At 65.1% G+C, this 25219-nt stretch carries 21 protein-coding genes; 14 read left to right on the plus strand and 7 right to left on the minus strand.

Features of this window, described 5'->3' with window-relative positions:
* Positions 1 to 274: 274 nt before the first annotated feature.
* The 3 genes from AC1DT6_RS00475 to AC1DT6_RS00485 form a co-directional block, all read right to left on the minus strand.
* Positions 275 to 1156 carry an undecaprenyl-diphosphate phosphatase gene (locus AC1DT6_RS00475; protein ID WP_441624883.1) on the minus strand — a complete coding sequence of 294 codons (882 nt, stop codon included), beginning with the start codon at positions 1154 to 1156 and terminating at the stop codon, positions 275 to 277.
* Between the two features lie 154 nt (positions 1157 to 1310).
* A complete protein-coding gene (locus tag AC1DT6_RS00480; RefSeq protein ID WP_035863875.1) occupies positions 1311 to 1871 on the minus strand; it encodes a DUF1439 domain-containing protein in 561 nt (186 codons plus the stop codon).
* A 19-nt stretch (positions 1872 to 1890) separates the two neighbouring features.
* Positions 1891 to 2175, minus strand: a complete 285-nt coding sequence (locus AC1DT6_RS00485; protein WP_441624885.1) for a YkgJ family cysteine cluster protein — start codon at positions 2173 to 2175, stop codon at positions 1891 to 1893.
* A gap of 201 nt (positions 2176 to 2376) precedes the next feature.
* Between AC1DT6_RS00485 and AC1DT6_RS00490 the strand changes: the two genes are divergently transcribed.
* From AC1DT6_RS00490 to AC1DT6_RS00515, 6 genes are all read left to right on the plus strand, one after another.
* The gene (locus AC1DT6_RS00490; RefSeq protein WP_441624887.1) at positions 2377 to 3171 is read left to right on the plus strand and encodes a TetR/AcrR family transcriptional regulator; all 795 of its coding nucleotides are present in this window, start codon (positions 2377 to 2379) and stop codon (positions 3169 to 3171) included.
* Positions 3168 to 4310, plus strand: a complete 1143-nt coding sequence (locus tag AC1DT6_RS00495) for an efflux RND transporter periplasmic adaptor subunit (protein WP_441624889.1) — start codon at positions 3168 to 3170, stop codon at positions 4308 to 4310. Before AC1DT6_RS00490 ends, AC1DT6_RS00495 begins: the two co-directional genes overlap by 4 nt.
* Positions 4311 to 4319: 9 nt before the next feature.
* Positions 4320 to 7526 carry an efflux RND transporter permease subunit gene (locus AC1DT6_RS00500; protein ID WP_441624891.1) on the plus strand — a complete coding sequence of 1069 codons (3207 nt, stop codon included), beginning with the start codon at positions 4320 to 4322 and terminating at the stop codon, positions 7524 to 7526.
* Between the two features lie 196 nt (positions 7527 to 7722).
* Entirely contained in the window at positions 7723 to 8376 is a 654-nt protein-coding gene (locus AC1DT6_RS00505; RefSeq protein WP_441624893.1) for a protein-L-isoaspartate O-methyltransferase family protein, read from the plus strand.
* Between the two features lie 14 nt (positions 8377 to 8390).
* The gene (locus tag AC1DT6_RS00510) at positions 8391 to 8714 is read left to right on the plus strand and encodes a rhodanese-like domain-containing protein (protein WP_045235998.1); all 324 of its coding nucleotides are present in this window, start codon (positions 8391 to 8393) and stop codon (positions 8712 to 8714) included.
* A gap of 139 nt (positions 8715 to 8853) precedes the next feature.
* On the plus strand, positions 8854 to 10344 hold the full coding sequence (locus AC1DT6_RS00515) for a TolC family outer membrane protein (protein ID WP_441624895.1): 1491 nt from the start codon (positions 8854 to 8856) through the stop codon (positions 10342 to 10344).
* Positions 10345 to 10449: 105 nt separating this feature from the next.
* Here AC1DT6_RS00515 and AC1DT6_RS00520 read toward each other — a convergent pair whose 3' ends face one another.
* The 4 genes from AC1DT6_RS00520 to AC1DT6_RS00535 form a co-directional block, all read right to left on the minus strand.
* A complete protein-coding gene (locus tag AC1DT6_RS00520) occupies positions 10450 to 11289 on the minus strand; it encodes an META and DUF4377 domain-containing protein (protein ID WP_441624897.1) in 840 nt (279 codons plus the stop codon).
* A 192-nt stretch (positions 11290 to 11481) separates the two neighbouring features.
* A complete protein-coding gene (waaA, locus tag AC1DT6_RS00525) occupies positions 11482 to 12807 on the minus strand; it encodes a lipid IV(A) 3-deoxy-D-manno-octulosonic acid transferase (protein WP_441624899.1) in 1326 nt (441 codons plus the stop codon).
* A complete protein-coding gene (waaC, locus tag AC1DT6_RS00530) occupies positions 12807 to 13847 on the minus strand; it encodes a lipopolysaccharide heptosyltransferase I (protein ID WP_441624901.1) in 1041 nt (346 codons plus the stop codon). The genes waaA and waaC overlap by 1 nt, the downstream gene beginning before the upstream one ends.
* 49 nt (positions 13848 to 13896) lie before the next feature.
* Complete coding sequence (locus AC1DT6_RS00535; protein WP_441624903.1) at positions 13897 to 15282, minus strand: phosphomannomutase/phosphoglucomutase; 1386 nt, start codon at positions 15280 to 15282, stop codon at positions 13897 to 13899.
* A gap of 421 nt (positions 15283 to 15703) precedes the next feature.
* On the opposite strand from AC1DT6_RS00535, the gene AC1DT6_RS00540 reads away from it, so the two are divergent.
* From AC1DT6_RS00540 to AC1DT6_RS00575, 8 genes are all read left to right on the plus strand, one after another.
* On the plus strand, positions 15704 to 16870 hold the full coding sequence (locus tag AC1DT6_RS00540; protein ID WP_441624905.1) for a glycosyltransferase family 4 protein: 1167 nt from the start codon (positions 15704 to 15706) through the stop codon (positions 16868 to 16870).
* Complete coding sequence (locus tag AC1DT6_RS00545) at positions 16867 to 18183, plus strand: exopolysaccharide biosynthesis polyprenyl glycosylphosphotransferase (protein WP_441624907.1); 1317 nt, start codon at positions 16867 to 16869, stop codon at positions 18181 to 18183. The genes AC1DT6_RS00540 and AC1DT6_RS00545 overlap by 4 nt, the downstream gene beginning before the upstream one ends.
* Before the next feature lie 35 nt (positions 18184 to 18218).
* Positions 18219 to 19343, plus strand: coding sequence for a glycosyltransferase (locus AC1DT6_RS00550; RefSeq protein WP_441625012.1), 1125 nt, complete (start codon positions 18219 to 18221; stop codon positions 19341 to 19343).
* Positions 19343 to 20602, plus strand: a complete 1260-nt coding sequence (locus AC1DT6_RS00555) for a lipopolysaccharide biosynthesis protein (RefSeq protein ID WP_441624909.1) — start codon at positions 19343 to 19345, stop codon at positions 20600 to 20602. Before AC1DT6_RS00550 ends, AC1DT6_RS00555 begins: the two co-directional genes overlap by 1 nt.
* Positions 20603 to 20649: 47 nt before the next feature.
* Positions 20650 to 21708, plus strand: coding sequence for a glycosyltransferase family 4 protein (locus AC1DT6_RS00560; protein WP_441625014.1), 1059 nt, complete (start codon positions 20650 to 20652; stop codon positions 21706 to 21708).
* A 164-nt stretch (positions 21709 to 21872) separates the two neighbouring features.
* Complete coding sequence (gene cysC / locus AC1DT6_RS00565; RefSeq protein WP_441624911.1) at positions 21873 to 22496, plus strand: adenylyl-sulfate kinase; 624 nt, start codon at positions 21873 to 21875, stop codon at positions 22494 to 22496.
* Between the two features lie 95 nt (positions 22497 to 22591).
* Positions 22592 to 23368 (plus strand): hypothetical protein, encoded by a 777-nt coding sequence (locus AC1DT6_RS00570; protein ID WP_441624913.1) that lies wholly within the window; start codon positions 22592 to 22594, stop codon positions 23366 to 23368.
* Between the two features lie 288 nt (positions 23369 to 23656).
* Positions 23657 to 25204, plus strand: coding sequence for a hypothetical protein (locus AC1DT6_RS00575; RefSeq protein WP_441624915.1), 1548 nt, complete (start codon positions 23657 to 23659; stop codon positions 25202 to 25204).
* The last annotated feature ends 15 nt before the right edge of the window (positions 25205 to 25219 follow it).

Raw genomic sequence — 25219 nt, forward strand, 5'->3', positions numbered from 1 at the left:
ACGCGATTCACCGCTTATTTTCGTACTGTCAGACAACCCTTCGTACTCCCCAACTCGGGAGGCTATTTGTTCATGAAGGGGACTCATCCCAGGCCTACAGCGGCATCGTCACGCCATTCTGTCCCATCTAGCCGCGATCGCTCCAGCCAGCCTCAACTTCGCCTGAACGCCGTCCCGTCACCCACAAAAAACCCCACACTCCGAAAAATGTGGGGTTCGTCAGCAATCTGAGGCGTGGCCACGAGCCACGCTTTTTTATTTGCGGCAGCCCGTATCAGGCATGCCAGGCGATCAGGCCCGAGTAAGCCGTCACCAGCACGATGATGCCGAAGATGATGCGGTACCAGGCGAACGGCTTGAAATCATGGGTGGCAACAAAGCGCAACAGCCAGCGCACGCACAGGAAAGCGGACAGGAAGGCGAAAACGAAGCCGATGCCGAAGATGCCGAGGTCGTCGGCGGAGAGCAGCGCGCGTGACTTGTACAGCTCGTACACGGTGGCCCCGAAGATCACCGGGATCGCCAGGAAGAAGGAGAACTCGGTAGCCACCTGGCGCGACAGCCCGAACAGCATGCCGCCAATGATGGTCGCGCCGGAACGCGAGGTGCCGGGGATCAGGGCGAAGCATTGCGCCAGCCCGACCTTGATCGCATCGCGCCAGTTCAGGTCATCGACGGATTCGATGCGCGGCGCCCCGGCCTGGGCAGCCTTCAGCAAGGCGTTGCCTTGCGGATGGGATACCCGGCCCCGGTGGCTTTCACGCCACTCGGCCCACAGAATCACCACGCCGCCAACGATAAACGCGGTCGCCACGGTGATCGGGTTGAACAGGTGAGCCTTGATCCACTTGCCGAACACCAGCGCCAGCACGATCGCCGGCACGGTGGCGACGATGACGTTGATGGCGAAGCGCCGCGCTTTTTCATCGGTGGCCAGTCCGCCCACCACGGTGGTGATACGGCGACGGAACTCCCAGCACACCGCCAGGATGGCGCCGAACTGGATCACGATCTCGAAAATCTTGCCCTTTTCATCGTTGAAGTCGAGCAACTGGCCGGCCAGGATCAGGTGGCCGGTACTGGAGATAGGCAGGAACTCGGTCAGTCCTTCGACGATGCCGAGGATCACGGCTTTCAAGGCGAGAGCAATATCCATTCTTATTGGGAGAGCGAAGGAAAACGAAGGCGAGGCGAAGAAAAGAAAATGAGTACCCTTACGGTCTCACACATTGGGAACCACCACTATCAACCACGAGCATGACGCTACCGTGTGCAAGGCAAATACCTCTCACGCAGCGCGCCGCTTTTCCTTACGGCCGATTGATCTTGACGTTGATCCCATTGGGCAAAACGGTAATTGTACCGGGCTCGACACTCGCGCCGGCAAGGCGCAGCTCGTCGGGGCGGAAGGTATAGAGCGGGTAGTCCTGCAGCAATTGTTCCGCGAGGATGCCGCCGAGCGCATTGAGCTGGCGCGAGAACTGCGGCGGCAGGCCATTGACGTCGAACTGCTGGACCTGCGGATCCTGCAGCACGACCGCACGGCTGGCCGGATCGTAGCGCAGGCCGCTGTCCAGCGCGAAACGCCCGGTCAGCGGCTGGCGGAAGAACAGCCGGTTGTCCACGGTGGCATCGAACTGTACGTTGACGCGGTTGCGGCCGGGATCCAGCGTGAGCTGCGGGTTGGCGAGCTGGATGTCGAACAGCTCCATATAACGCTTGTTGAAAGGAAACTTGCGCTCCAGCGCCGATTGCAACTGGCTCTGCGAGAAGGTGTAGTCGTTGCTCATCACACCGCAAGCGGCGAGTCCCGCGAGGAGCGCGGCGGCACCGCTTGCTGCCAGCCAACGCCGGCGAGTCATTTTGAACATCTGTTTGATCCTTGCGGGTTTAACCGGCATGGCCGGGCGCGGTAGCGGCCTCTAGCTGCGACAACCAAGCCAGCGCATGCACACGCGAGTCGCCGCACATGTCGGCCGCGGGCTTCAGTCCGGCGCAAAATGCCGGCCGCGTGGGTTTGCCGAAAATCGCGCAGCGCCGGTCTGGCAGCAGCTGCACGCAGGGTACGCCGGCCGGCTTGCCGTATGGCATGCCGGGGATGGGCGAAGTGATCGAGGGCGCGGTGCAACAAGCGCCACAATTTGGCCGGCAGGAAAGTTCAGACTGAAGGGGCATGGCAAAGGTTCAGGGCAGGCATCGCCCGGCAGCCCCGTATTGTGCCCCAACCCGAGCCCCCTCCTTCACGCTTTGGCACCGGCAGTGCCATGGATTGCCGGCACGCTTGACCGCCGGAATCGCGTCTACTACATTACTGACCCAAGAGTTATTTATCTGCAATTCTCGCGGAACGCGCCGGCATCGGTGCGCAGCGGCACAGTGAAAAAGTCTCCAGACCAGAATCAGGAAGCGGCAAACACCAAACGTTGGGCTCGCCGCAAAGCCGCACGCCCGCAGGAACTGGTGGCCGCCGCGCTCGAGCTTTTCGTCCAGCGCGGCTATGCGGCCACGCGGCTGGAGGATGTTGCCGCCGCGGCAGGCGTGTCCAAGGGCACGGTGTATCTGTATTTCGCCAATAAGGAAGAGCTGTTCAAGACCGTGGTGCGCGAGAACCTGGTGCCAACACTGACCAGGGGCATCGACCTGGTGGAGAACTACCAGGGTTCCACGCCGGCGTTGCTCCGCGAGTTGCTGCGCGGCTGGTGGGGCCTGATCGGGGCCACGCCGGTAGCCGGCCTGACCAAACTGATCATGGCCGAGTCCAGCAACTTCCCCGACATCGCGCAGTTCTACCATGAGGAAGTGGTGCTGCCGGGTGACGAACTGTTCGCGCGCGTGCTCAAACGCGGCGTGGAGCGTGGGGAGTTGCGCGAGACGCCGGCCAACCCGACCACAACGCTGATCTGCGCGCCGCTGATGTTCCTGATGCTGTGGCAGCGCGCGTTCAGCGCGTCGTCGCGCATCGAGATCGACCCCGAGGCTTTCCTCGACAACCTGCTCCAGATGTTGCTGTTCGGCCTGACCACCGGCGCGGCGCGCGATACGCCGCTGCCGCCCCAGATTGGCCCCTACGTCTGGGAGCAGATACGAAAAGAACAACAAGAAGCCCTTGCACAAGCGCAGGGGCAGCAGGACGCGCGGGATCCCCCGGCGCGGCCGCCGGAGACCGCATGACCCGACGCAAGAAGATCCTGATCGTTGCGATTGCCGCCATTGCCGTGATCGGCGTGCTGAGCGCCGCTGCCGCGGTCCGCAAGGCAGGCAACGGCAAGCCGGGCGCGGCCCCGGCGCAAGCCACTGCCCAGGGGGCCGCCGCGCCCGGCCTGGTGGAATTCCTGCAGTCCGACCTGGTCGATGCCACCACGCAGGACCTGCGCGTTTCGCTGCCGCTGTCCGGTGGCTTGCGGGCGCTCAACCAGGCTTCGGTCAAGGCCAAGGTCTCGGGCGAGGTGCAGCAGGTGCTGGTGCGCGAGGGTGAAGCCGTGCGTGCCGGCCAGGTCATCGTGCGCATCGATGCTACCGAATACCAGGCCAAGGTAGCGCAGGCGCGCGGGCAGATGCTGGCGGCGCGCGGCCAGTACGAGAATTCGAAACAGACCTTCGAGCGCAACCGCGAACTGGTGGCCAAGGGCTTTATCTCCAAGACCGCCTTCGACAATTTCCAGAGCAACCTGGACGTGGCGCGCGCCAACCTCGATGCTGCCCAGGGCGGCCTGGAAGTGGCGCAAAAAGCGCTCGCCGATACGATCGTCAAGGCGCCGCTGGACGGCCTGGTGGCCGCGCGCGCGGTGCAGCCGGGCGAGAAGGTATCACCCGACACCCGCCTGATCGACGTGGTGGACTTGCGCGCGCTGGAACTGGAGGCGCCGATCCCGATGGCCGACGTGGCGCGTGCCGCCATCGGCCAGGCCGTGCAGCTTGACGTGGAAGGCAGCGGCCGTTTCGAGGGCAAGCTGGTGCGCATCAACCCCGCGGTCAGCCAGGGCACGCGCAGCATCATGGTCTATGTGCGGGTCGACAACCCGGACGCGCGCCTGCGCGCGGGCATGTTCGCCCAGGGCGCGCTGGTGCTCGGCCGCCATGCCGGCGTGGTGGCGGTGCCCGCCACGGCGGTGCGCAGCGATGGCGAGCGCGCCTTCGTCTACAGCGTGGAAAACGACGTGCTGGCAGAGCGCCAGGTCACGCTGGGCATCCGCGACGACGAGAACGAGCTGGTGGAGATCGCCAGCGGCCTGGCCGCCGGCGCCAAGGTGGTGCGCAACAATCTCGGCACCCTGCGCGCGGGCAGCCGCGTCAAGCTGGTCAAGGCGTAGGAGCCCCCCATGTGGTTCACCCGCCTGTCCATCCATAACCCCGTGCTGGCCACCATGATGATGATGGCCTTCGTCGTCATCGGCCTGTTCTCCTACCAGCGCCTGCCGGTCGACCAGTTCCCGGACATCACCTTCCCGATCGTGGTGGTGCAGACCGAGTACCCTGGCGCCGCGCCGGAATCGGTCGAATCGGATGTCACCCGCAAGATCGAGGAGATCGTCAACACCATCTCCGGCATCGACGAGATCTTCTCGCACTCCTATCAGGGCAACTCGGTGGTGGTGATCAAGTTCGACCTGACCGTGGATGTTGGCCAGGCCGCGCAGGACGTGCGCGACAAGATCGCGCTGATCCGCCCGCAGTTCCGCGACGAGGTGAAAGACCCGCGCGTGCTGCGCTACGACCCGTCAGAGGCGCCGGTGTTCTACCTGTCGGTGTCGAATGCGCCGGGCGCCGAGCGCACGCAGCGCGAGCTGACCACCATTGCCGACCAGATCGTGCGCAAGCGGCTGGAGACGGTGCGCGGCGTGGGCGCCATCAGCCTGGTTGGCGGTACCAAGCGCGAGGTAGAGATCCGCATCCGGCCGGCCCAGCTGGAGGCGCTCGGCATTGGCGTGAACCAGGTGATGGACGCCATCCGCAACGAAAACCAGGAACTGCCTGCCGGCGAGTTGCGCTCCTCCTCCACCGAGACGGTGGTGCAGATCAAGGGGCGCGTCATCTCGCCGGACGACTTCCGCCACATCATCGTGGCCCGGCGAGCCGGCCAGCCAGTCACGCTGGAACAGGTCGCCGACGTGCGCGACGGTGAGGAGGAGCAGGAGAGCCTGGCCATGCTGGACGGCAAGCGCGCGCTGTTCCTGGCGGTGGTGAAGGCGCAGGGCCAGAACACCGTGGATACCGTCGACGGCCTGATCAAGATGACCGACGAGGTACGCAAGCTGGTGCCCGCCGGCGTGCAGCTCACCGTGGTCAACGACGCCGCGCGCGGCATCCGCAGCAGTGTCAAGGAAGTCCGCTCCACCCTGCTCGAAGGCGCCTTCCTGACGGTGGCGATCGTGTTCCTGTTCCTCGGCTCCTGGCGCAGCACGGTGATTACCGGGCTGACCTTGCCGATCGCGCTGATCGGCACCTTCGGCGTGATGTACATGTTCGGCTTCACGCTCAACGTGATTACGCTGATGGCGCTGTCGCTGTGCGTGGGCCTGCTGATCGACGATGCCATCGTGGTGCGCGAGAACATCGTGCGCCATAACCTGATGGGCAAGGACCACCGTACAGCGGCGCTGGACGGCACCAACGAGATCGGGCTGGCGGTGCTGGCCACCACGTTCTCCATCGTCGCGGTGTTCCTGCCGGTGGGCTTTATGGGTGGCATCATCGGCCGCTTCTTCCACCAGTTCGGCGTGACCGTGGTGGCGGCGGTGCTGATTTCCATGTTTGTCTCTTTCACGCTGGACCCGATGCTGTCCTCGGTCTGGCATGACCCGGACCTGCACGGCACCGGCAACAAGAAGAGCCTGTACGGCCGTACCGTGGGCCGCATGCTGGACTGGTTCTCGGCGCGCATGGATGCGCTCGGCCACGGCTATGGGTCGATGCTGGGCTGGGCGCTCAAGCACCGGATCGCCACGGCCATCATTGCCGTGGTGACGTTCTTCGGCAGCTTCGCGCTGGTGCCGCTGATCGGCACCGAGTTCGTGCCCGCCGCCGACCTCGGCGAAACGCAGGTGGGCTTCACCACGCCGGTGGGCACCTCGCTGGCGGTCACCGAAGCCAAGGTCAGGCAGGTGGAAGCCGCGCTCAAGACCTTCCCCGAAGTGGCCTACACCTATGCCACCATCAACTCGGGCAACACCTCCGGGCGCAACAACGCGCTGGTCTCGGTACGCCTGATCGAGCGCCGCGCGCGCAAGCTCACCACCACGCAACTCAACCCGATGATCCGCGAGCGGCTGGCGGGCATCGCCGGCATCACACTGACCATGGTCGGCATGCCCGATGGCGCCGGCGGACAGAAGGCGCTGCAGGTGTCAATCCAGGGCGACGACCTGGAAACGCTGCGGCGCCTGTCGGTGGAGGCCAGCCGGCGCATGGCCGCGGTGCGCGGCCTGACCGACCTGGATTCCAGCATGAAGGACGACCGCCCTACGGTGGAAGTACGCATCCGCCGCGAGCTGGCGTCCGACCTGGGCGTGGGCATTGTCCAGATCGGCAACGCGCTGCGCCCGCTGCTGGCCGGCGACGCCATCAGTTCCTGGCGCGCTCCCGACGATCAGAATTACGACGTACGCGTGCGCCTGCCCAAGGACGCGCGCACCGGCATGGCCGACCTCAGCGCGCTGATGATCGCCAGCAACCAGACCAACACCGACGGCTCGCCGCGCATGGTGCCGCTGCGCCAGATCGCCGAACTGGTGCCCACCACCGGCGCCAACCAGATCAGCCGGCGCGACCTCAACCGCGAAGTGGAACTGACCGCCAATACTGCGGGGCGCTCGCAGGGCGAGGTCGCGCGCGAGGTCAAGACGGTGCTGGACGGCATGAACTGGCCGGCGGGCTACAAGTATCGCTTCGGCGGTTCCACCAAATCGATGAACGAATCGTTCGGCTTCGCGGTATCGGCGCTGGCGCTGGCGGTCATCTTTATCTACATGATCCTGGCCTCGCAGTTCGCCAGCTTCTTCCAGCCCATCGCCATCATGACCTCGCTGCCGCTCACGCTGATCGGCGTGTTCGCGGCGCTGCTGCTGTTCCGCTCCACGCTGAACATGTTCTCCATCATCGGTTTCATCATGCTGATGGGGCTGGTGACCAAGAACGCCATCCTGCTGATCGACTTTGCCAACCAGGCCCGGCGCGGCACCGACGGCCAGCCGCCGATGTCACGCGAGGCGGCGCTGGTGGCCGCCGCACGCGTGCGGCTGCGGCCGATCCTGATGACCACGCTGGCCATGATCTTCGGCATGGTGCCGCTCGCTTTCAGCCTGGGCGAAGGCGCGGAGCAGCGCGCGCCGATGGGCCAGACGGTGATCGGCGGCATCATCACCTCGTCGATCCTGACCCTGGTGGTGGTGCCGGTGATCTATACGTACCTGGACGATTTCGGCGCCTGGCTGGGCCGGCTGTGGCGTGGCAAGGAGGCGGCTCCCGCCCGCGCCGCCGCGCCGCGGGCGGCCGATGCGCCCGCCCACGGGCCGGCGAGTGCGGAATGAGGCAGCGCCGGCGGATACCCGGAATGCCGTGGCCCTGGCCAGACTGCGGCATGCAGGCCACACCCCGGGGCCACGCGCTTGGGCAACTGTCTTGACGAAGAGTTAAAATATTGGGTTTGACGGATTTCCCCGGCCCTGGCACCGCGCGGCCGGAATTCAGAACTGATTAGCGGTTGGCATTGGAAGGAATGGCAAGATGGATCTCGAGAAAGCCCGATTCAACATGATCGAACAGCAAATCCGCCCGTGGGATGTGCTGGATCAGGAAATCCTGGACCTGCTGGCGGTGGTCAAGCGGGAACAGTTCGTGCCGCAGGCCTACGCCGCGCTGGCCTTCGTCGACATGGAAATCCCGCTGCCGGGCGGCCAGAACATGCTGGCCCCGCGCGTGGAAGCCCGCATCCTGCAAGACCTGGCCGTGCGCAAGCACGAACAAGTGCTTGAGATCGGCGCCGCCTCCGGCTACATGGCCGCCCTGCTGGCACACCGCGCGCGCCACGTGCTGACCGTGGACATCCTGCCGGAACTGGCCGCGCTGGCCCGCAAGAACCTGGCCGACGCCGGCGTAACCAATGTCGACGTGGCCGAAGGCAATGCCGCCGCCGGCTGGGCCGCCAGCGCGCCTTACGACGTGATCTGCATCTCGGGCGCGCTGCCCTCGGTGCCGGCGTTCATCCTGTCGCAAGTCAAGGTTGGCGGGCGCATCGCCGCGTTCGTCGGCGCCCTGCCGGCCATGGAGGCCCAGATCATCACGCGCGTCAGCGAGACCGAGTACAGGACGGTCAACCTGTTCGAGACTGCCGTCACGCCGCTGATCGGCGGCGAGCAGCCTTCACGCTTTCACTTCTGAGCGGGACCCAGGACATGCAGTTAATCAACGCCCCCGAACTGGCACATTGGCTGGCCGACACCGGCCGCGCACAGCCGGTGCTGCTCGACGTACGCGAAGGCTGGGAAGTGCAGACCTGTGCCATGCCCGGCATCACCCATATCCCGATGGGCCAGATCCCGGCACGCGCCGCCGAGCTCGATGAGGATGCCGATATCGTCTGCATCTGCCATCACGGCGCGCGCAGCATGCAGGTGGCCAGCTTCCTCGAGCGGCAAGGATTTGCCAAGGTCTACAACCTGACCGGCGGCGTGCACGCCTGGTCCGAGCAGGTCGACCCGGCGATGCCGAAGTACTGAGCATCACCAGCACTAGCAGCACTAGCAGCAGCACAAGCATCAATCCCAGGGCGCCGGCTTCCCGCGGCGCCGATTCCCTAGAACGCTGATCGTTAGAAACGTTAGCCGCGCGCCCGGTGCCCGGCAGACTGGAGATGTCATGAGGTTTGCGCTTTTCCCTGCGCGGGGCGTGCCCAAGACGCGCCTGGCACTGACGGGTTTCCTGCTTGCGCTGCTGCAACTGCCGGCCGCGCATGGCGCCGACCTGCTCCAGGTCTACCGCGACGCGCAAGCCAACGATGCGCAATTCGCCAGCGCGCGTTCGCAACTGACGGCCACCCTGGAAAAGCTCCCGCAGGGACGCTCCGGCCTGCTGCCGCAGATCAACGGCACGCTCGGCGCCACGCGCACCAACATCGACCAGACCGTGCCGTTCGTGGCGGACCGCTTCATCAACAACAATAACTGGACGCTGCAACTGGTCCAGCCGTTGTTCCGCTGGGATCGCTGGGAGACCTACAAGCAGGGCGAACTGGCAGCGCTGGCAGGCGAGGTCACCTTCAGCCAGGCACAGCTCGACCTGATCACCCGCACTTCGCAAGCCTACTTCGACGTGCTGGCCGCGCAGGACAACCTCTACCTGGCCGGCGCGCAGAAGAAGGCAATCGGCGAGCAGTTGGCGCAGGCCAAGCGCAACTTCGAGGTCGGCACCGCCACCATCACCGACGCCAACGATGCGCAGGCCCGCTACGATCTCGCCACCTCGACCGAAATCGCGGCGCAGAGCGACCTCGAAATCCGGCGCGCCAACCTGCAGCAGATCACCAGCAAGCCGGTCGACGAACTGCTGGGATTGCGCCCGGCCGCCCCCCTTCCCGGTCCGCAGCCGGCCGATGTGAACACCTGGGCCAGCCAGGCCGAGAACACCAATCCGCAAGTGGGCCTGGCCCGCTACAACCTCGACACGGCGCAGCGCGAGTACAACAAGGCGCGCGCCGGCCACCTGCCCACGGTCGACCTCGTGGCCTCCTATGGCTTCGTCAACTCCACCGGCAATGCCACGCAGCAGGTCAATATTTCCAGCCGCTACAACAGCGCCCAGATCGGCGTGCAACTGAACGTGCCGATTTACAGCGGCGGCCAGATCCAGTCGCGCGTGCGCGAGACCGCGGCACTGGCCGACAAGGCTGCCAGCGACCTCGAGTTCGCGCGCCGCACCGCCGCCCAGAACGCGCGGCAGACCTACTCGGGCGTGTCCAACGGCCTGGCGCAGGTCAAGGCACTGGAAGCCGCCGAGCATTCGGCGCAGAGCGCGGTGGAATCCAACCAGCTCGGCTATGAAGTGGGCGTGCGCATCAATATCGACGTGCTGAACGCCGAGGCGCAGCTGTTCTCCACCCGCCGCGACCTGGCCAAGGCGCGCTACGACACCATCATGAACGGGCTGCGCCTCAAGGCCGCGACGGGCGCGCTGACCGAGGACGATGTCGTGCAGATCAACACGCTGCTGACCTCGGCGCCGGGCTCGATGTACAAGTTGCCGGACAAGGTAAAGCTCGGCACGGCATCGCCCGCCGGTGCACCGCCAGCGGCAAAGCGCACTGCCACGCGCAAGGAAGCCATCGCCGGAGCGCCAGCGCCGCGCAGCTGAATGTGAATAGTGGACGGCCGCCGGCCAACCGGTATTCGCTCGAAACAGAAACGCCGCGGCTTCGACCGCGGCGTTTTGCTTGCTGGCCCAGCGTCCTGGCGCCGCTCAGTTGGCCCGCGTACGGGACTCCACGCTCAACAACTGCCATCGGATAGCCGAAGCGTCCGCCGGCGGGTTCTCCACCCGCGTCTCGCGCACGCGCAAGGTGTATGCGATGCCCGGCTCGAAATCCAGTCCCTCGATCGGGCCATACCAGAGCGTCCACGGCGCACTGGGGTTGTCGCGCACGCGATAGCACGTCTGCCGGCCCACGCCCGAGCACTCCACCCGCTGCGAATCCACGTACACCGTCTTCTCGACGCCGCCGGCCGCTGCCTGCGCATCCAGCCTGGCGCCGCGCTTGCCCACGCCTTCGCGCTCGATGAATTGCAGCAGGTCGCCGTCGGCGGTCTTCCAGATGATCTGGCGTCCCGTCGACCCGGCCGACGGCTGCGTGCCCACGGTAGTGAACGGCGACTGCATGGCCTTGAGCAGCGCGGACTCCAGATCGCCGCGCGGCGGCACGCAGGCCATGCGCGTGCCAGCCAGCCGGTCGAAACGCATGCCCGTTGCCGTCTTGCCGTAGCCGCCGGTAAAGCGATTGCAGCCGCTGTACCCGCTGACGGTGCCTTGCGCCGAATCGATGCCGCTATTGAATTCAAAGATGATCGGCTCGCCGTTATCGCCGTGCGGGATGGGCTTGAGCGTGCCGTCGGCCTGCTGCCAGCGCACCAGCTCCCAGCGGCTGGGGCCGCCGGTCTGCGCCTGGTTCAGGCTGACCCCGGCGCCGGGCGAATCCGGCGCGGGCGATGTGGTGCAAGCGCCCAGGGCCGCGGCAAGCATGACGGCGGCGGCGGCGGCGCGCGCAGCTAGCGCGCCGGGCGAAAGACGAATGGTTTTCTGCATCTGAAAAGCTCCTCAAAGGGGGCGCGGCCTGGCTGGCCCGCGCCGCTCCGGGGCGGTTTTGCGGGCCTGAAGGGGGCGCGAGTCTGGCCCTCACTCCGGAGAGTGTAGCGAACTGTGTGCTTGCAGCCCATCGGGCGCTGGCCTACAAGGCCCCGGGTTGCAGCGAAGGGGTCTGCACCTGGCTGGCGGCGCCTAGCGCGCCTTGCCGAGTACCTTCTCCAGCGCTGCCACAGTCCGCGCGGTAGCGCCCCGGTGAAGTACCGCGAATTCGCGCGCGTTCTCGCGCATGGCGGCAAGCCCTGGCGGATCGCCTAATATCACTGCGGCCGCACGCATCAGCCCGCCGGCATCCGCCACGCGCTCGCAGGCACCCGCAGCAATCGCGTCCTCGGTGGCCTGCGCAAAGTTGAAGGTATGCGGCCCGATCAGCACCGGCGTTCCGGCGGCACAGGCTTCGATCAGGTTCTGGCCGCCCAGGGGCAGCAGGCTGCCGCCGATAAAGGCGATATCCGCTGCGGCAAAATACAGCGCCATCTCCCCCATCGAATCACCCAGCAACACATCCGCGGTGACCGGCTCCGGCAGTCCCGATTGCTCCCATGCGGCGGCATCGCCGAGCGCGCTACGGCGCTGCACGGAGAATCCGGCACGCGTCACCAGCCCAGCCACTTCGTCGAACCGCTGCGGATGGCGGGGCACCAGCAGCAAGGCCGGGCGCGGCACGGCGCCGGGCACGTCCGACGCCAGCGCCTGCCAGCGCGCGAACGCTTCGAGCAAGAGCGCCTCCTCGCCTTCGCGGGTGCTGGTGGCAGCGAACACGGCGCGCGCGCCGAATCCCTGGCGCAACACGCGGCCACGGCGCAAGCCATCCTCTGGCGGCCGCATATCGAACTTGAGGTTGCCGGTTACCTGCACCGAAGGCAAACCCAGGGCACGAAAGCGTTCGGCATCCCCCTGGGTCTGCGCCAGCACCGCCGTGAAGTCGCGATACATCGCCGTTGCGGCCCGCCCAAAGCGCGCAGTGCGGCGGAAGCTGCGCGGCGACAGCCTGGCATTGACCAGCAACAGCGGCACGCCCGCCACGCGGGCGCCTCGCACAAGGCTGGGCCACACCTCGGTTTCCATCAGCATGCCCGCCACTGGACGGAAATATCGCAAGAAACGCCGCACCAGCCAGGGCAAGTCATAGGGCAGATAGCATTGCATCACGCGCGGCTGCCCGCCATACAACTGGGCGCCGGTCTGGCGCCCGGTGGGCGTCATATGCGTGAGCAGGATGCGATGGGACGGATAGTGCGCCAGCAGCGCGTCGATCAGCGGCTGCGCGGCGCGGGTCTCGCCCACCGACACCGCGTGGACCCACAGCCAGGGCCCGGCGGCCGGCAGCTTGCCGTAGGCGCCAAGACGCTCGCCCACGTGCTGCACATAGCCGGGCTCCTTGCGCGCGCGCCACACCAGGCGCAGCAGCGCCACTGGCAGCGCCAGCAGCCATAGCAGGTTATACAAGACGCGCAGCATCAGATCCCCTGCCCGCGCACACGCCGCGCGGCGGCGTGGACTTCATCGACCGTCGGCACCACGCCGTCGTCGCCCACATTGGCGATGCAATCGGACCAGTACCCTTCGGTCTTCCAGCGCCACGTGGCGGTATAGATCTCCACGGTCGGCCGGCACAGCGCCGCGGCGATGTGGACCAGGCCCGTATCGACCCCGATCACCACTTCCGCGCGGTTGATCAGGCCGAATCCCTGCATGACGGAGAAACGTGGCAGCACCTGCGCCTGCGGCACGCCGGCGGCGATCTCTTGCGCCGCGCGGCGCTCCGCTTCGTTGCCCCAGGGCAGCAGCATGGTCTGGCCTTCGTCAGCCAGCCGCCGGCCGAGCTCGTGCCAGCTGGCCAGCGGCCACTTCTTCTTCGCGCCCGCGGTGGCATGGAAACACACCGCGTAACGCGCCGGCAGGCCGGCCCATAGCGGATCGCCGACATGCAGCGTGCGTGCGCCGGAACCGAAAAACCGCGGCGGCTCCGGCGGAGCGAGTCCCGTCAGGGCCGCGCCCAACAGGCGCGAGCGCCGTACCGAATGGGTCTGGCGCGGCACCGTCACCGAATCGGTATAGAAGAGCCGCGCGGCCGGCTCATAGCCGGAGCCCTGGGTGGCATTGGCCAGCCCGATCACCGGCGCACCGGCGCGGCGGCTTGCCACGCGGGCCACCACGGCGGTCTTGAGCAAGCCCTGGGTCTCGATCACGGCGTCGTAGGCATCCTCGCGCAGAGCCCGCCTGAACGCACCGATCTCCCGCCAGGTAGCGGCCTGGTAGAAGCGCTTGCGCCAGCGGCGCAAGGCGAACGGGATCACCCGCCGCACTTCCGGCAGCAAGCGCACGAGATCGACGTAGCCTTCTTCGACCACCCAGTCGATCTCGCAGTCCGGCCAGCGCGCGCGCAGGTCGTGGATCAACGGCATGTTATGCACCACGTCACCCAGCGACGAGACCTTGACCACCAGGATGCGCGGTCGCGCAGGCAGCGCATCCTGCGTCAAGGATTGGCCCGGCATGCCCCATTTTCCCGATTTGCCCTCCTGGGGCCCATTCAACGGCATCCGCTCAGAACGGGAGTTGCGCGTCCGGCTTTTCCGCCAGGATCACGCGTTTGAACTCGGCCTGGATGCGTGCCAGCGCAGCGTCGTTGTCGGCCTCGAAACGCATCACCACCACCGGGGTGGTGTTGGACGGACGTGCCAGGCCAAAGCCATCGGCGTATTCCACGCGCACGCCGTCGATGGTGATGACCTCGCGCGCGCCATCGAACTTCGCATTGGCGCGGATCTTGTCGAGCAGCGTGAAGGCTTCGCCCTCGGCGCACTTGAGCTGCAGCTCGGGCGTGCAGTTGGAGTTCGGCAAGGCATTGAGCAATGCGCTCGGGTCGGCGTGCTTCGACAGGATCTCCAGCAGGCGCGCGCCCGTGTACAGGCCATCGTCGAAACCGTACCAGCGATCCTTGAAGAATACGTGGCCACTCATCTCGCCGGCCAGCGGCGCGCCGGTTTCCTTGAGCTTGGCCTTGACCAGCGAATGGCCGGTCTTCCACATCAGCGGCTCGCCGCCGTGCTGGCGGATCCAGGGCGCCAGCTTGCCGGTGCACTTGACGTCATAGATGATCTGCTGGCCGGGATTGCGCGACAGGATCTCCTCGGCAAACAGCATCAACTGGCGGTCGGGAAAGATCACCTGTCCGTCCTTGGTCACCACGCCCAGGCGATCGCCGTCGCCGTCGAAAGCCAGGCCCAGTTCGCAGTCGGTGTCCTTCAGGCAGCGCATCAGGTCCTGCAGGTTTTCCACATGGGCGGGATCGGGATGGTGGTTGGGGAAGTTGCCGTCCACCTCGCAGAACAGCTCCGTCACCTCGCAGCCCAGCGCGCGGAACAGGTCCCCGACAAAGGCACCCGCCACACCATTGCCGGCATCGAGCGCGATCTTCATCGGGCGTGCCAGCTTGACGTCGCCGACGATGCGGTCCAGGTACTGCTGGCGGATGTCGACCTGCTGGCAGCCGCCGGCACCGCTGGCGAACTGGCCAGCCTCGATCCGCTGGCGCAGCGCCTGGATCTGCTCGCCGTAGATCGCCTTGCCGGCCAGCACCATCTTGAAGCCGTTGTAGTCGGGCGGATTGTGGCTGCCCGTCACCATGATGCCGGAAGTGGCTCGGCGCCCCGCCAGGTCGACGTTGGTGCCGAAATAGACCATCGGCGTAGCAACCATGCCAAGATCGATCACATCCATGCCAGCGGCGCGCAGGCCTTCGACCAGCCCGCCCAGCAGGTCCGGGCCCGACAGGCGTCCGTCGCGCCCCACCACCACTGCGCGCTCGCCTTGCTCGGCGGCGGCCGTGCCAAAGGACAGGCCAATCGCGCGCGCCACGTCGCGCGTCAGGGTCTTGCCGACGATGCCGCGGATATCGTAGGCCTTGAAAATGGAAGGATCAATTTGCATGGGTCATCCTGAATATTTGCGGTTGAACCGGTCGACTTTGCCGGCCACCCGTTCCGGCCTGAGCCAGCGCGGCAGGCAAATGCGTCAAAGGCCGTATTTTGCCGGATTGCGGAGGGCACGCCAGTTATAATCGTTCGGCTACGCACGAAAGGGTGCGGCCAGCCGGCCTGCATGGCCCCAGGAACACCCGCCGCGCGGGGACCGGCCAGACCTGCCGCAAACTGCTTCGGTTGGCCGTTGGCGGGTTCGCGTCACTCGTCCAGGTTTCGGCCCACCGGCACCTCCGGGCCGTGTTTGAGTGCATTTTTCGGATTTTTTGCCCTTTTTTCATCCTGGGCACCTGATGGAACCTTCTGCCGGAGCGACGGCCCTACCGATCAATCCCAGCCCCATTCCCCTAGCCCCCTTTGCGATTTGCCCAGTGCCTTCGCCGCTGCCCCACCACCACCCGCTCCGCCCGCGCATCGCCTACCTGATCACGAACTCCGAGATCGGCGGGGCGCAGACGCACGTCGCCGATCTGCTTCAGGCGCTGCGCGACAGGACCGAGCCCGTGCTGCTGGCCGGGGGGGATGGCCCCCTGCTGGACATCGCACGGGCCGCCGGCGCCCGCACCGTACGCCTGCCTCTGCTTGACAATGCCCTGTCGCCGTTGCGCGCGCTGGCCACGCTGAGGCAACTGCTGGCGGCGCTGCGTGTCGCGCAGCCCGACCTGATCCACGCCCACAGCGCAAAGGCCGGCGCGCTGGGCCGGGTGGCCGGCTGGCTACTCGGCATCCCGGTGGTCTATACGGTGCACGGCTTCGCCTTCAAGGCCGCGGCCCCGATCCGCCAGCGCCTTGTCTCGCGCGTGATGGAATGGCTGCTGGCACCGCTGACGACCCGCCTGATCTGTGTAGCCCAGGCTGAACGGTCGCTGGCCGCGGCACTGCCAATTCCCGCCGCGCGGATCAGCGTGATCCGCAACGGCATTGCCGACAGCAGCGCGCACGCCACGCCCGGGGCGCCGCTGCGGCGCATCGTCATGGTGGCGCGCCTGGCCGCACCGAAGCGCGCCGACCTGCTGATCCGCGCCTTCGCGCGCGCCGCGCTGCCCGATTGCGAACTGGTGCTGGCCGGCGGAGGCCCCCAAATGGCCGCCTTGCGGACCCTCGCCGACGCCATGGCACCGGGGCGCGTACGGTTTGCCGGCCCGGTCGCAGACGTTCCCGCCCTGCTGGCCTCGGCCCAGGCCTTCGCGCTCGCATCGGACCACGAAGGCTTCCCGTTGTCGATCCTGGAGGCCATGCGGGCCGGGCTGCCGGTCATCGCCAGCGACCTGCCGGGCGTCCGCGAGCAGCTCGACGACGGCGCCTGCGGCCTGCTGGTCGCCGGCAACGACGAACATGCGTGGTCAGGCGCGCTGGAACGCCTGGCAGGCGACACCGCCTTGCGCGAGAATCTGGGGCGCGCTGCTCGGACCCGATGGGCGAGGGAGTTTGGCCTGGCGCCGATGGCCGAGGCGACCTGGGCGATCTACCTGCAAGCGCTGGCGGGCGGGCTCGCCGCCGCCCGTGCGGCGGCCTGCACTGGAGCAAGCGAACAATGAACAAGATACACATCGTCGGCCGCCCCGCCCAGCTGACCCGCGCCCAAGGCTCGGAAACCATCCGCCGCGCCAGCCGCATGCTGGCCTGGGCGCTGCTCGGCCTGCTCTTGTTCGGCCTCAATATCGTACTGGCCGAATTCGCGCATCACGCCGGACTTGTCACCTACGTCTTTACCCGCACGCTGCTGTGGTCGGCACTACCCTACCTGTTCTCCTTCGTGTTGCTGCACCGCTCGCTGCACCTGCCCGCCATGGAAGGCAACAGCCTCGTCGGACTGGCCGCCACCCTGCCCTTCGCGGCGCTGCTCTTCGCCTTTGCCGCCTTCCACCTCGAATACTCGCGCGGCGCGCTGCTGCTCAGCTACCTCACCACGCTTGGCTGGATCTGGTTCGGCTACCGGCACTTCGTGCGCAATTACGTACCGGTATTTGGCTACACCGATGCCGCCACGCTGGCACAACTAGAGAAGATCCTCGCCATGCCAGGCGCGGCGCCCGCCAGCCCCACCCGCTTCCAGGCCATCAGCTCGCTCGAGGAAGCGGTGCATTGTGACGGCCTGATGCTGGACCGCAACGCCACCGCCGATCCCGAGCGCACCCGTGTGCTCGCCCAGTTCAAGCTCAGCCACGTGCGCATGTATTCGGTGGACCGGATCGGCGAGATGCTGACCGGCCGCGTCGGCCTGGCACACATCGACGAAAACTTCCTCGACGACTATGCCGCGCACTATTTCTATAGCTTCGCCAAGCGCCTGATCGATCTCGCCGCGGTGGTTTGCCTGGCGCCGCTCGCGCTGCCGTTGGGCGTGGCGGTGGCCATCGCGATCCGCCTCGAATCGCCCGGGCCCGCGCTGTTCCGCCAGGCGCGGGTGGGACTCTTCGGCAAATCCTTCACCATGTTCAAGTTCCGCAGCATGGGATTCGACGCCGCCGCGCCCGCGCAATTCGCCGCCCGCCGCGACCCGCGCGTCACCCGCGTAGGCCGCGTGATCCGCAAATACCGCCTCGACGAAATCCCTCAGCTATGGAACGTGCTGGCAGGCGATATGAGCCTGATCGGCCCGCGCCCCGAACAGGTACCCATGGTCAAGGAATTCGCCCATACCATCCCCTACTATCCCTACCGCCACCTGGTGCGGCCTGGCTTGTCGGGCTGGGCGCAGGTGCAGCAAGGCTACGTCGGCACGCATGAAGAAACGGTGACCAAGCTCAGTTACGACCTGTATTACGTGAAGCACTGTTCGTTTGCGCTGGACCTGCTGATCGCGGTAAAGACCCTGCGAACATTGTTGACGGGATACGGGGCTCGGTGAACACGCCATCGCTCTCCCAGGGCGCCACGGCCCCCATGCGCATCCTGTTGCTGAGCACCGGCCTGCAGCTTGGCGGCGCGGAGCAGCAAGTAGCGGCGCTGGCGCGGCAATTTGTCGCACTGGGGCATGCCGTAGCGGTGGTCAGCCTGACACCGGGATGCGCGGTGGACCTGCCTGCCACGGTCAGACTGCTGGCGCTCGACATGCGCAAGACACCCCTATCGATGGCTCGGGCATTTTGGCACCTGCGCAGTTTTGTGCGAGAGTGGCGTCCGGAAATCATTCACGCCCATATGGTGCACGCCAACCTGATCGCTCGGGTCCTTGCCGCAGTGTCGCCCTGCCCGCCCGTCATCTGTACCGCGCACAGCGCGCGCGAAGGCGGCAGGATGCGCATGCTCGCCTACCGGCTCACGGACCGCTGGGCGAGCCTCACTACGCATGTCAGCCCGGAAGGCCGCCTAGCGATGGCGAAGTCGGGTGCCGTACCCGGCGCACGCATCATCGTGATACCGAATGGCATCGATACCATCCAGTTCCGCCCCGACCCGGTGGCGAGGAACATTGCGCGGACGGAACTTGGTTTGGATGACGACACGCGCCTGCTGATCAATGTCGGGCGCCTTGTGCCTGAAAAGGCGCAAGACGTATTGATCGACGCATTCGCCCTTTTCCGGGCCAGCACAGAGGTCAAGGCGCGCCTGCTGATCGCCGGCGAGGGGCCTGAACGCGCCGCCCTGGAGCAACGTATTCGCCAACAGGAGCTAAGCGGCAGCGTCATGCTGGCGGGCACCCGCCGCGACGTCCCGGCTTTGCTCAACGCGGCCGACCTGTTTGTTCTTTCCTCGGAGATCGAAGGCATGCCCCTGGCTGTGGGCGAAGCGCTTGCATGCGGGTGTCCGGTGGTCGCCACCGACGCCGCCGGCGTCGCGGCGTTGCTCGGCGACTGCGGGACGATCGTGTCCAGGGGCGACGCCCCAGCTCTCGCCACCGCCATCGGCGAAGTGCTTGGGGCCGGCCGCGGCGCGGCGGCCGAGCAGGCCGCCCGGCGCGAGCGCATCATGTCGCGCTTCAGCCTTGAAGCCGTGGCCCGCCAGTGGCTGGCCTGCTATGCGAGCCTGGCCCGGATGGCTCCCGCGGCCTGTGCGGAGCCCGTCTGATGCAACGCAAGGTTGCCAGTAACCTGGTATGGATGCTGGTCGAACGGGGCCTGCAGGTGGGCGCCGGCATCGGCATCGTGGCCATGCTGGCGCGCGGGCTGGGGCCGGAGGGCTTCGCGCATTTCCAGTATGCGCAGGCCGTGGTCTACATTGCCTCATCGATTGCGCTGATCTGCGGTGGCGAAGTCGTTATCCCGCGCCTGGTGGCCAACCAGAATTCGCTGGCGCAGCATCGGCTGGTGGTCCACGCATTCCGGCTCAGGCTGGCGGCCGGTATTCTCGGCTATCTGCTGATGTGCGCTTTCCTGGTCGTCACCGGCCAGACCATCGAATTCTGGCTACCGGCTTTGATCATTGGGCTGGCTGTGGTGCTCAGGGAACCCTTCGGCATCGTCACGGCGTGGTTGCAAGCGCATACAAGGACCCGCCCGAACACGCTCTTCAATCTTGCCTCGCTGTCGGTAAAGGCGGCGGGCGTCGCACTCCTGTTCGCGCTCGGCATCCACCACGTGCCCTCCTATGCACTAGCCTTCTCGCTAGAGCCGGTCGTCATGGCGATATTCCTGACGACCTACTATCTGGCACGCGCGCCACGGGCCCGCGTGACCTATGAACCCGCGATGGTCCGCGAGCTGTTTAGCAACGGACTGCTGTTCTGGGCCAGCTTCATGCTGATGATGGGCTCGCGCCGGATCGACCAGTTGCTGCTCAAGCCACTGGTACCGCTCGGCGAGCTGGGCGCCTACGCGGCATCCATGCAGATCCTGGACAACTTTGTCATGGTCGCCACCATCCTCTCGGCTGGCGTTGCGCCCATCTATGTGTACGCGCAGCCCACGCTGGCCCAGGCGCGCCGCAACATCCTCAAGATCTCCGGCGGCATGATGGCCGTCGGTGTTGCCGGCGGCATCGCGATCGCGTTGAGCGCGCACTGGATCATCCACCTGCTCTATGGCTCCGCCTTCGCCTCTGCGGCCAGCCTGCTGCAACTCTCCGCGCTTGCCTCGACGCTGATCTTTGCCGACGTCGGTCTGACCCTGCTGCCGATCTACCTGCGGCGTCCGCGGCTGGTGGCGATCAAATGGGCCCTGGTGTTCATCGTCACCATCGTCATCGACCTCATCGCCATACCCCGCCTCGGCGTGTACGGTGCCATTCTCGGCTACGCCGTCGCCAACCTGCTCTCGGTGCTGTTTGGCATCGCGATCTGGATACAAAGCGCAAGAGGCCGTCCAGCCGTGCAAGAGGCCTGCGCGTGACCGGCGAGCTGCCCAGGCTGTGCTTTCTTACCGGGACGTTGAATGCGATGGCCGGGGCGGAACGCATGACCGCCACCATCGCCAATATGCTCGCCGAGCAAGGCTACCCCGTCAGCATCCTGAGTCTTTGGGACCCTGCCAGCTGTTTTGCGCTGCACCCGGCTGTCACCCATGAAACGGTGTTCGCGCAGCGCCCTTCCTTCAAGCGTGCGTATGCCGCAACGGTGGCAGGCATACGGCGCCATGTCAGGACACACAATATCGACGTGCTGGTGCAGGTGGACACCATGCTCGCGCTCTTCGCCTTGCCCGCGACGCTTGGGCTGGGTACACGGCACATCGCCTGGGAGCATTGCCACTTCGGCGAGGACCTCGGCAAGCCGGCACGCAGGTTCGCCCGCCGCTTAGCCGCGCGCTATTGCAAAGCCATCGTGGTGTTGACTGAGCGGGACCGGACACGCTGGATGGAAGCCCTGCGCCCCCGCAGTGCCGTATTCTGCATTCCCAACCCCCTGCCCTTCGCCATGCCTGCGCAACCCGCGCCCAGGACGGGCAAGACCGTGCTCGCCGTGGGTAGGCTGGTAGCCGCCAAGGGCTTCGATGTGCTGCTGCGCGCGTGGTCGACGGTGTCCCGGCTGGAGCCGGAGTGGCAATTGATGATCGCTGGCGAAGGCGGAGAGCGCGCGGCGCTGGAAGCGCTGCGTGACGAGCTCGGCCTGCGCGACAGCGTGAGCCTGCCGGGGGCATTCCCAAATGTATCCATTGCTTACGAGCAAGCCTCTGTCTTCTGCCTCAGTTCGCGCTATGAAGGCTTTGGCCTGGTGCTGATCGAGGCGATGGCGTTTGGGCTGCCGATCGTGTCGACCGACTGCGAGACGGGGCCGCGGGAATTATTGGTGGACGGGCAGGATGCGCTGGTGGTGCCGGAAGGCGAGGCTGAGGCGCTCGCGCGTGCGTTGGTGCGGGTTATTCGACACTCGGATGTGGCGACTGAGCTTGGCGAGGCTGCAAGGCAGAAAGCCAGGGGATATTCACAGGAACGCCTTGCCGAAAATTGGAGAGCGCTTATAGGTGGCATGAAGTGCGGGCATGTCGATGCGACATGAGAGGACCTAAAGTTTCCTAGCTTCCAGCGTCAATAAGAGGAAACATTCACCCCTATTTCTCGCTTGATCGGTACCCCCGCACAGGGTATAAAAAATATCCTAAAAATGCTAAGAAGCACACCAACGCAACCGACAGAGCTGCGGGGTTGCCTCTCCTCACTGTCATGAGACCCCTGATTCTCGACCCCCGTGTGTGCGACACCACGCCGCACACCCATATCGAAAGCCAGCCGCGGCCACTGACCATCTGGTTAACCGGATTAAGCGGCGCCGGGAAATCGACACTAGCTGACGGCGCCCAAGTGTGGCTTCAGGGATCTGGAATCCGAGCACTGCGCATCGACGGCGACCAACTGCGCGCAGGGCTTTGCGAGGATCTGCGATTCTCCGCTGAGGATCGCCACGAGAACGTGCGCAGGGCCTCGCAGGTGGCGCGACTCCTCAACGAGCAGGGCGCGCTGGTTTTGGTCTCGATGATCTCCCCGACTGCCTTCGACCGGCAAACCGCGCGCGAGATCGTCGGCACCGAGCGCTTCATGGAAGTCTATGTTCGCGCCGATGTGGAACAGTGCCGCGCACGCGATCCCAAAGGTCTCTATGCAAAGGTTCAACGCGGAGAGATAGCCCAGTTCACGGGTATCAGCGCCCCCTACGAGCCGCCGACCGCCCCCGACCTGACGATCGACACCACCACCGCCCCTGCAACGGAGTGCATTGACAAGCTGGTACGAATGGTGCGGAGTCGCATGCAGTCCCAACTGCGGCCGCAGGCCGAACAAGTTCACTAAAACATCGCCGCGCCAGGTCATCTGCCTGGCGCCTCATGCCCGGTGAATGCCTTGCTTCGCCTGGTGACGCATTTTTATGCGCATCCCGAATTTCCATGACAGATAAGGTTCGCGACGTCATCGTCCACTACCACATTTTCAAGAACGCAGGCACCACGGTCGATGCCATGCTCCACGCTGCTTTCCCCGAGACAAACGGCGCGGTCGAAGGCAAGTATCCCTGGGATACATTGACCAGCCAGGAATTACTTGACTACATCCTGGCCAATCCCAAGCTCGATGTAGTCTCCAGCCACCAGGCAAGGTTGCCATTGCCCGAGCATCCCGGGCTGCGCATCCATCCGATTGTGTTCCTGCGACACCCGATCGACCGGGTCGAGTCCGTCTATCACTTTGAACGCCGGCAGCCGGCGGACAGCCTGAGTCCGAGCGTGCGCATTGCGCAAAGTACTGATCTGAAAGGATTCGTTGAATGGGGCTTGTCCGACGAGGGAACTGCGGTGTTCCGGAATTTCCAGACCATTCACCTTGCCGGACGGGAGAAGGATATGCGCAGCGCAAGGGCGACCAATGCCGATTACCTGGTGGCCAGTGCGCGTTTGCGGGAGTTGCCGTTTGTGGGGATTGTGGATCGGTTCGAGGGGGCGGCCGACGCAATGCTGCGCAATCTGCGCTTCGCATTCCCCGATATCGAGTTTTCCGTCGGGACTGCGTTGAACCGGAGCGATAACCGAGCCCCTCGCCTTTCGAGCCGCCTCGCACACATGGCGTCCCTGCTTGGAAACACCGTCTTCGATCGCATTCTTAGCGAGAATCGCCTGGATCTGGACCTGTATTCCCAGGCGGCTTCGCTCAGCCCGAATCAAAAATGATGCTTATGACTCACATTAAGTATCTTCAGAGTGCAGCCGGTCAGATTTTGTCCGGCCCCTCGGTCCGCCCTCCGACGACCTGAGCCGCGAAGCGGCGCTCAACTCCGTCTTCACGTGCTCGGGATCACCCACGACTTTGCAACCCGTGCCACGGGAATCGGGGAGCTTCGATTGCCATGTGACATAATTCCACCCTCGCGGGAGGCTGCGGGCAAACGACGCCCAAAAGCCATCACACCGCCCCGTATTTCCCCGCCCGTTGGTGGCAAAGAACAGGACCAGACAGAAATGCCACGCCCGGATAGCAATCCCATCGCTCCGGCCTTCTCGACTACCGAAGTGAGAGGGCACAGGACTATTGCGCACCTCTGGCTGTACGTTGTGCTTGCTATTGTCGGTGTGACTTACTGGCGGTTTTCGGCGTGGTTGCCGAGCGCATTCTATGGCGACGATCTCTACAACATACTCGCCACCCGCCCAGGTGGCGATTTTGCCAGCAGTTGGTCGCAAGCATTGACCGGGATATTCTACGAAAAGTACCGTCCGGTTTTTGTCACCATCTGGTACTCGCTGGCCCGCTTTTCAAATGAAAATCTGGATGCATTCCTGCTTTTCAATGGGATTGTGCATACTCTGAACGCGGCGCTTTTTTACTTCATCGCGTTCGGCTTGTCGAACAGAAACAGAACAGCAAGCATCGTACTGACGCTTGTATTCGCGAGTTCCCGGTTCGCCTTGTACCAGGTGACGCAGGGCACAGGTGCTGTGGAAGCCGTGGCGTTCACGTTCTTCCTGGCTATGCTGCTGGCCATCCTGCGAATGCTAGAGCAACCAGGCAATAAGCTCTGGCCGTGGATGGCGCTGTGCGCTTCGATTCTCGCCGTGTATACGCATGAACGGTATTTGGCGGTCTCGCCGTGGCTTGCAGTCGTGCTCTTCTGCATCGCAAGGAAACAGCCCGGCGGGCAGGCCGGAAGATACCTTCCGGCCATTGTGAGCGCATTGACGCCCGCGCTAAATTTCCTCGTCAAAACCACATTGCTTGGCAGTTCGTTTTTTGTGGGAACCGGTTCTACCCACCTCAACCTCGATTTACCAAGGACTGTGGACCATTTTGCGCAGGCCCTCCTTTCCGTTCTTGGCATAAACCATGGCCCTGACTTTCTGGTCGGCCACGACATCATCGGCGGATTTCTCTCGGGCAAGGCCTCTGATGGCGCTGCCCTGCTTGCGGCAGTCGTGGCGACAGGCCTCTGGGTCCTGATATTCGTCCGATCCGTCTCGATTGCGAGAAGAGACGAACCCAAACGCTTATATATTCCGGTATTCCTCTTCGGCTTGTTCGTTCTCATCTTATTGCCGCCAGCACTGACTATTCGCATTGAGCAACGATGGCTGTATGCGCCATTTTGCCTTTTCCTGCTCACCTTTGCCTGGGCGTGTGGCATGGCAAGGCATCGTACAATCCTGCCGACGATTGCGACCACCCTTGCCTGCCTGCTCCTGTTTAGCGTTGATACTTACTTGCCGAGGTATTTTCCGAACATCTACATGATGAATTCGTCGACTGCCGCAACGCTGGCGAAGCGCGATATCGTCGAGGCAAAGGCAGCGCCAGTTGGTGCTCCGCTGGTACTACTGGCATCAAAAGATCACTGCAAATGGACCTTCATCGAAGGGCGTTTCTTCGAGCTCTATGAAGGCAAGCCTCGCCAGGTCTACTGCGAGCAGGAACGGAACGCATTCGACGCCCTAGCAGCGGCCCATCCGTCGGCATACGTATTTGCCTACGATTCGAGCGCGGGCTTCAAGGCCATGCCGAGGCAAGCAGAATAAGTTATCCAAGGGCAC

It is taken from the genome of Cupriavidus sp. 01L45 (genome assembly GCF_056399885.1).

Bases quoted from the DNA above. Each gene is read 5' to 3' on its own strand.
- AC1DT6_RS00550 (WP_441625012.1), top strand. From the start codon at position 18,219: ATGCGCATCCTGTTGCTGAGCACCGGCCTGCAGCTTGGCGGCGCGGAG.
- AC1DT6_RS00520 (WP_441624897.1), bottom strand. From the start codon at position 11,289: ATGCAGAAAACCATTCGTCTTTCGCCCGGCGCGCTAGCTGCGCGCGCC.
- AC1DT6_RS00500 (WP_441624891.1), top strand. From the start codon at position 4,320: ATGTGGTTCACCCGCCTGTCCATCCATAACCCCGTGCTGGCCACCATG.
- AC1DT6_RS00510 (WP_045235998.1), top strand. From the start codon at position 8,391: ATGCAGTTAATCAACGCCCCCGAACTGGCACATTGGCTGGCCGACACC.
- waaA (WP_441624899.1), bottom strand. From the start codon at position 12,807: ATGCTGCGCGTCTTGTATAACCTGCTATGGCTGCTGGCGCTGCCAGTG.
- AC1DT6_RS00545 (WP_441624907.1), top strand. From the start codon at position 16,867: ATGAACAAGATACACATCGTCGGCCGCCCCGCCCAGCTGACCCGCGCC.
- AC1DT6_RS00560 (WP_441625014.1), top strand. From the start codon at position 20,650: ATGGCCGGGGCGGAACGCATGACCGCCACCATCGCCAATATGCTCGCC.
- AC1DT6_RS00555 (WP_441624909.1), top strand. From the start codon at position 19,343: ATGCAACGCAAGGTTGCCAGTAACCTGGTATGGATGCTGGTCGAACGG.
- AC1DT6_RS00570 (WP_441624913.1), top strand. From the start codon at position 22,592: ATGACAGATAAGGTTCGCGACGTCATCGTCCACTACCACATTTTCAAG.
- AC1DT6_RS00575 (WP_441624915.1), top strand. From the start codon at position 23,657: ATGCCACGCCCGGATAGCAATCCCATCGCTCCGGCCTTCTCGACTACC.
- AC1DT6_RS00485 (WP_441624885.1), bottom strand. From the start codon at position 2,175: ATGCCCCTTCAGTCTGAACTTTCCTGCCGGCCAAATTGTGGCGCTTGT.
- AC1DT6_RS00495 (WP_441624889.1), top strand. From the start codon at position 3,168: ATGACCCGACGCAAGAAGATCCTGATCGTTGCGATTGCCGCCATTGCC.
- AC1DT6_RS00515 (WP_441624895.1), top strand. From the start codon at position 8,854: ATGAGGTTTGCGCTTTTCCCTGCGCGGGGCGTGCCCAAGACGCGCCTG.
- AC1DT6_RS00505 (WP_441624893.1), top strand. From the start codon at position 7,723: ATGGATCTCGAGAAAGCCCGATTCAACATGATCGAACAGCAAATCCGC.
- waaC (WP_441624901.1), bottom strand. From the start codon at position 13,847: ATGCCGGGCCAATCCTTGACGCAGGATGCGCTGCCTGCGCGACCGCGC.
- cysC (WP_441624911.1), top strand. From the start codon at position 21,873: ATGAGACCCCTGATTCTCGACCCCCGTGTGTGCGACACCACGCCGCAC.
- AC1DT6_RS00535 (WP_441624903.1), bottom strand. From the start codon at position 15,282: ATGCAAATTGATCCTTCCATTTTCAAGGCCTACGATATCCGCGGCATC.
- AC1DT6_RS00480 (WP_035863875.1), bottom strand. From the start codon at position 1,871: ATGTTCAAAATGACTCGCCGGCGTTGGCTGGCAGCAAGCGGTGCCGCC.
- AC1DT6_RS00475 (WP_441624883.1), bottom strand. From the start codon at position 1,156: ATGGATATTGCTCTCGCCTTGAAAGCCGTGATCCTCGGCATCGTCGAA.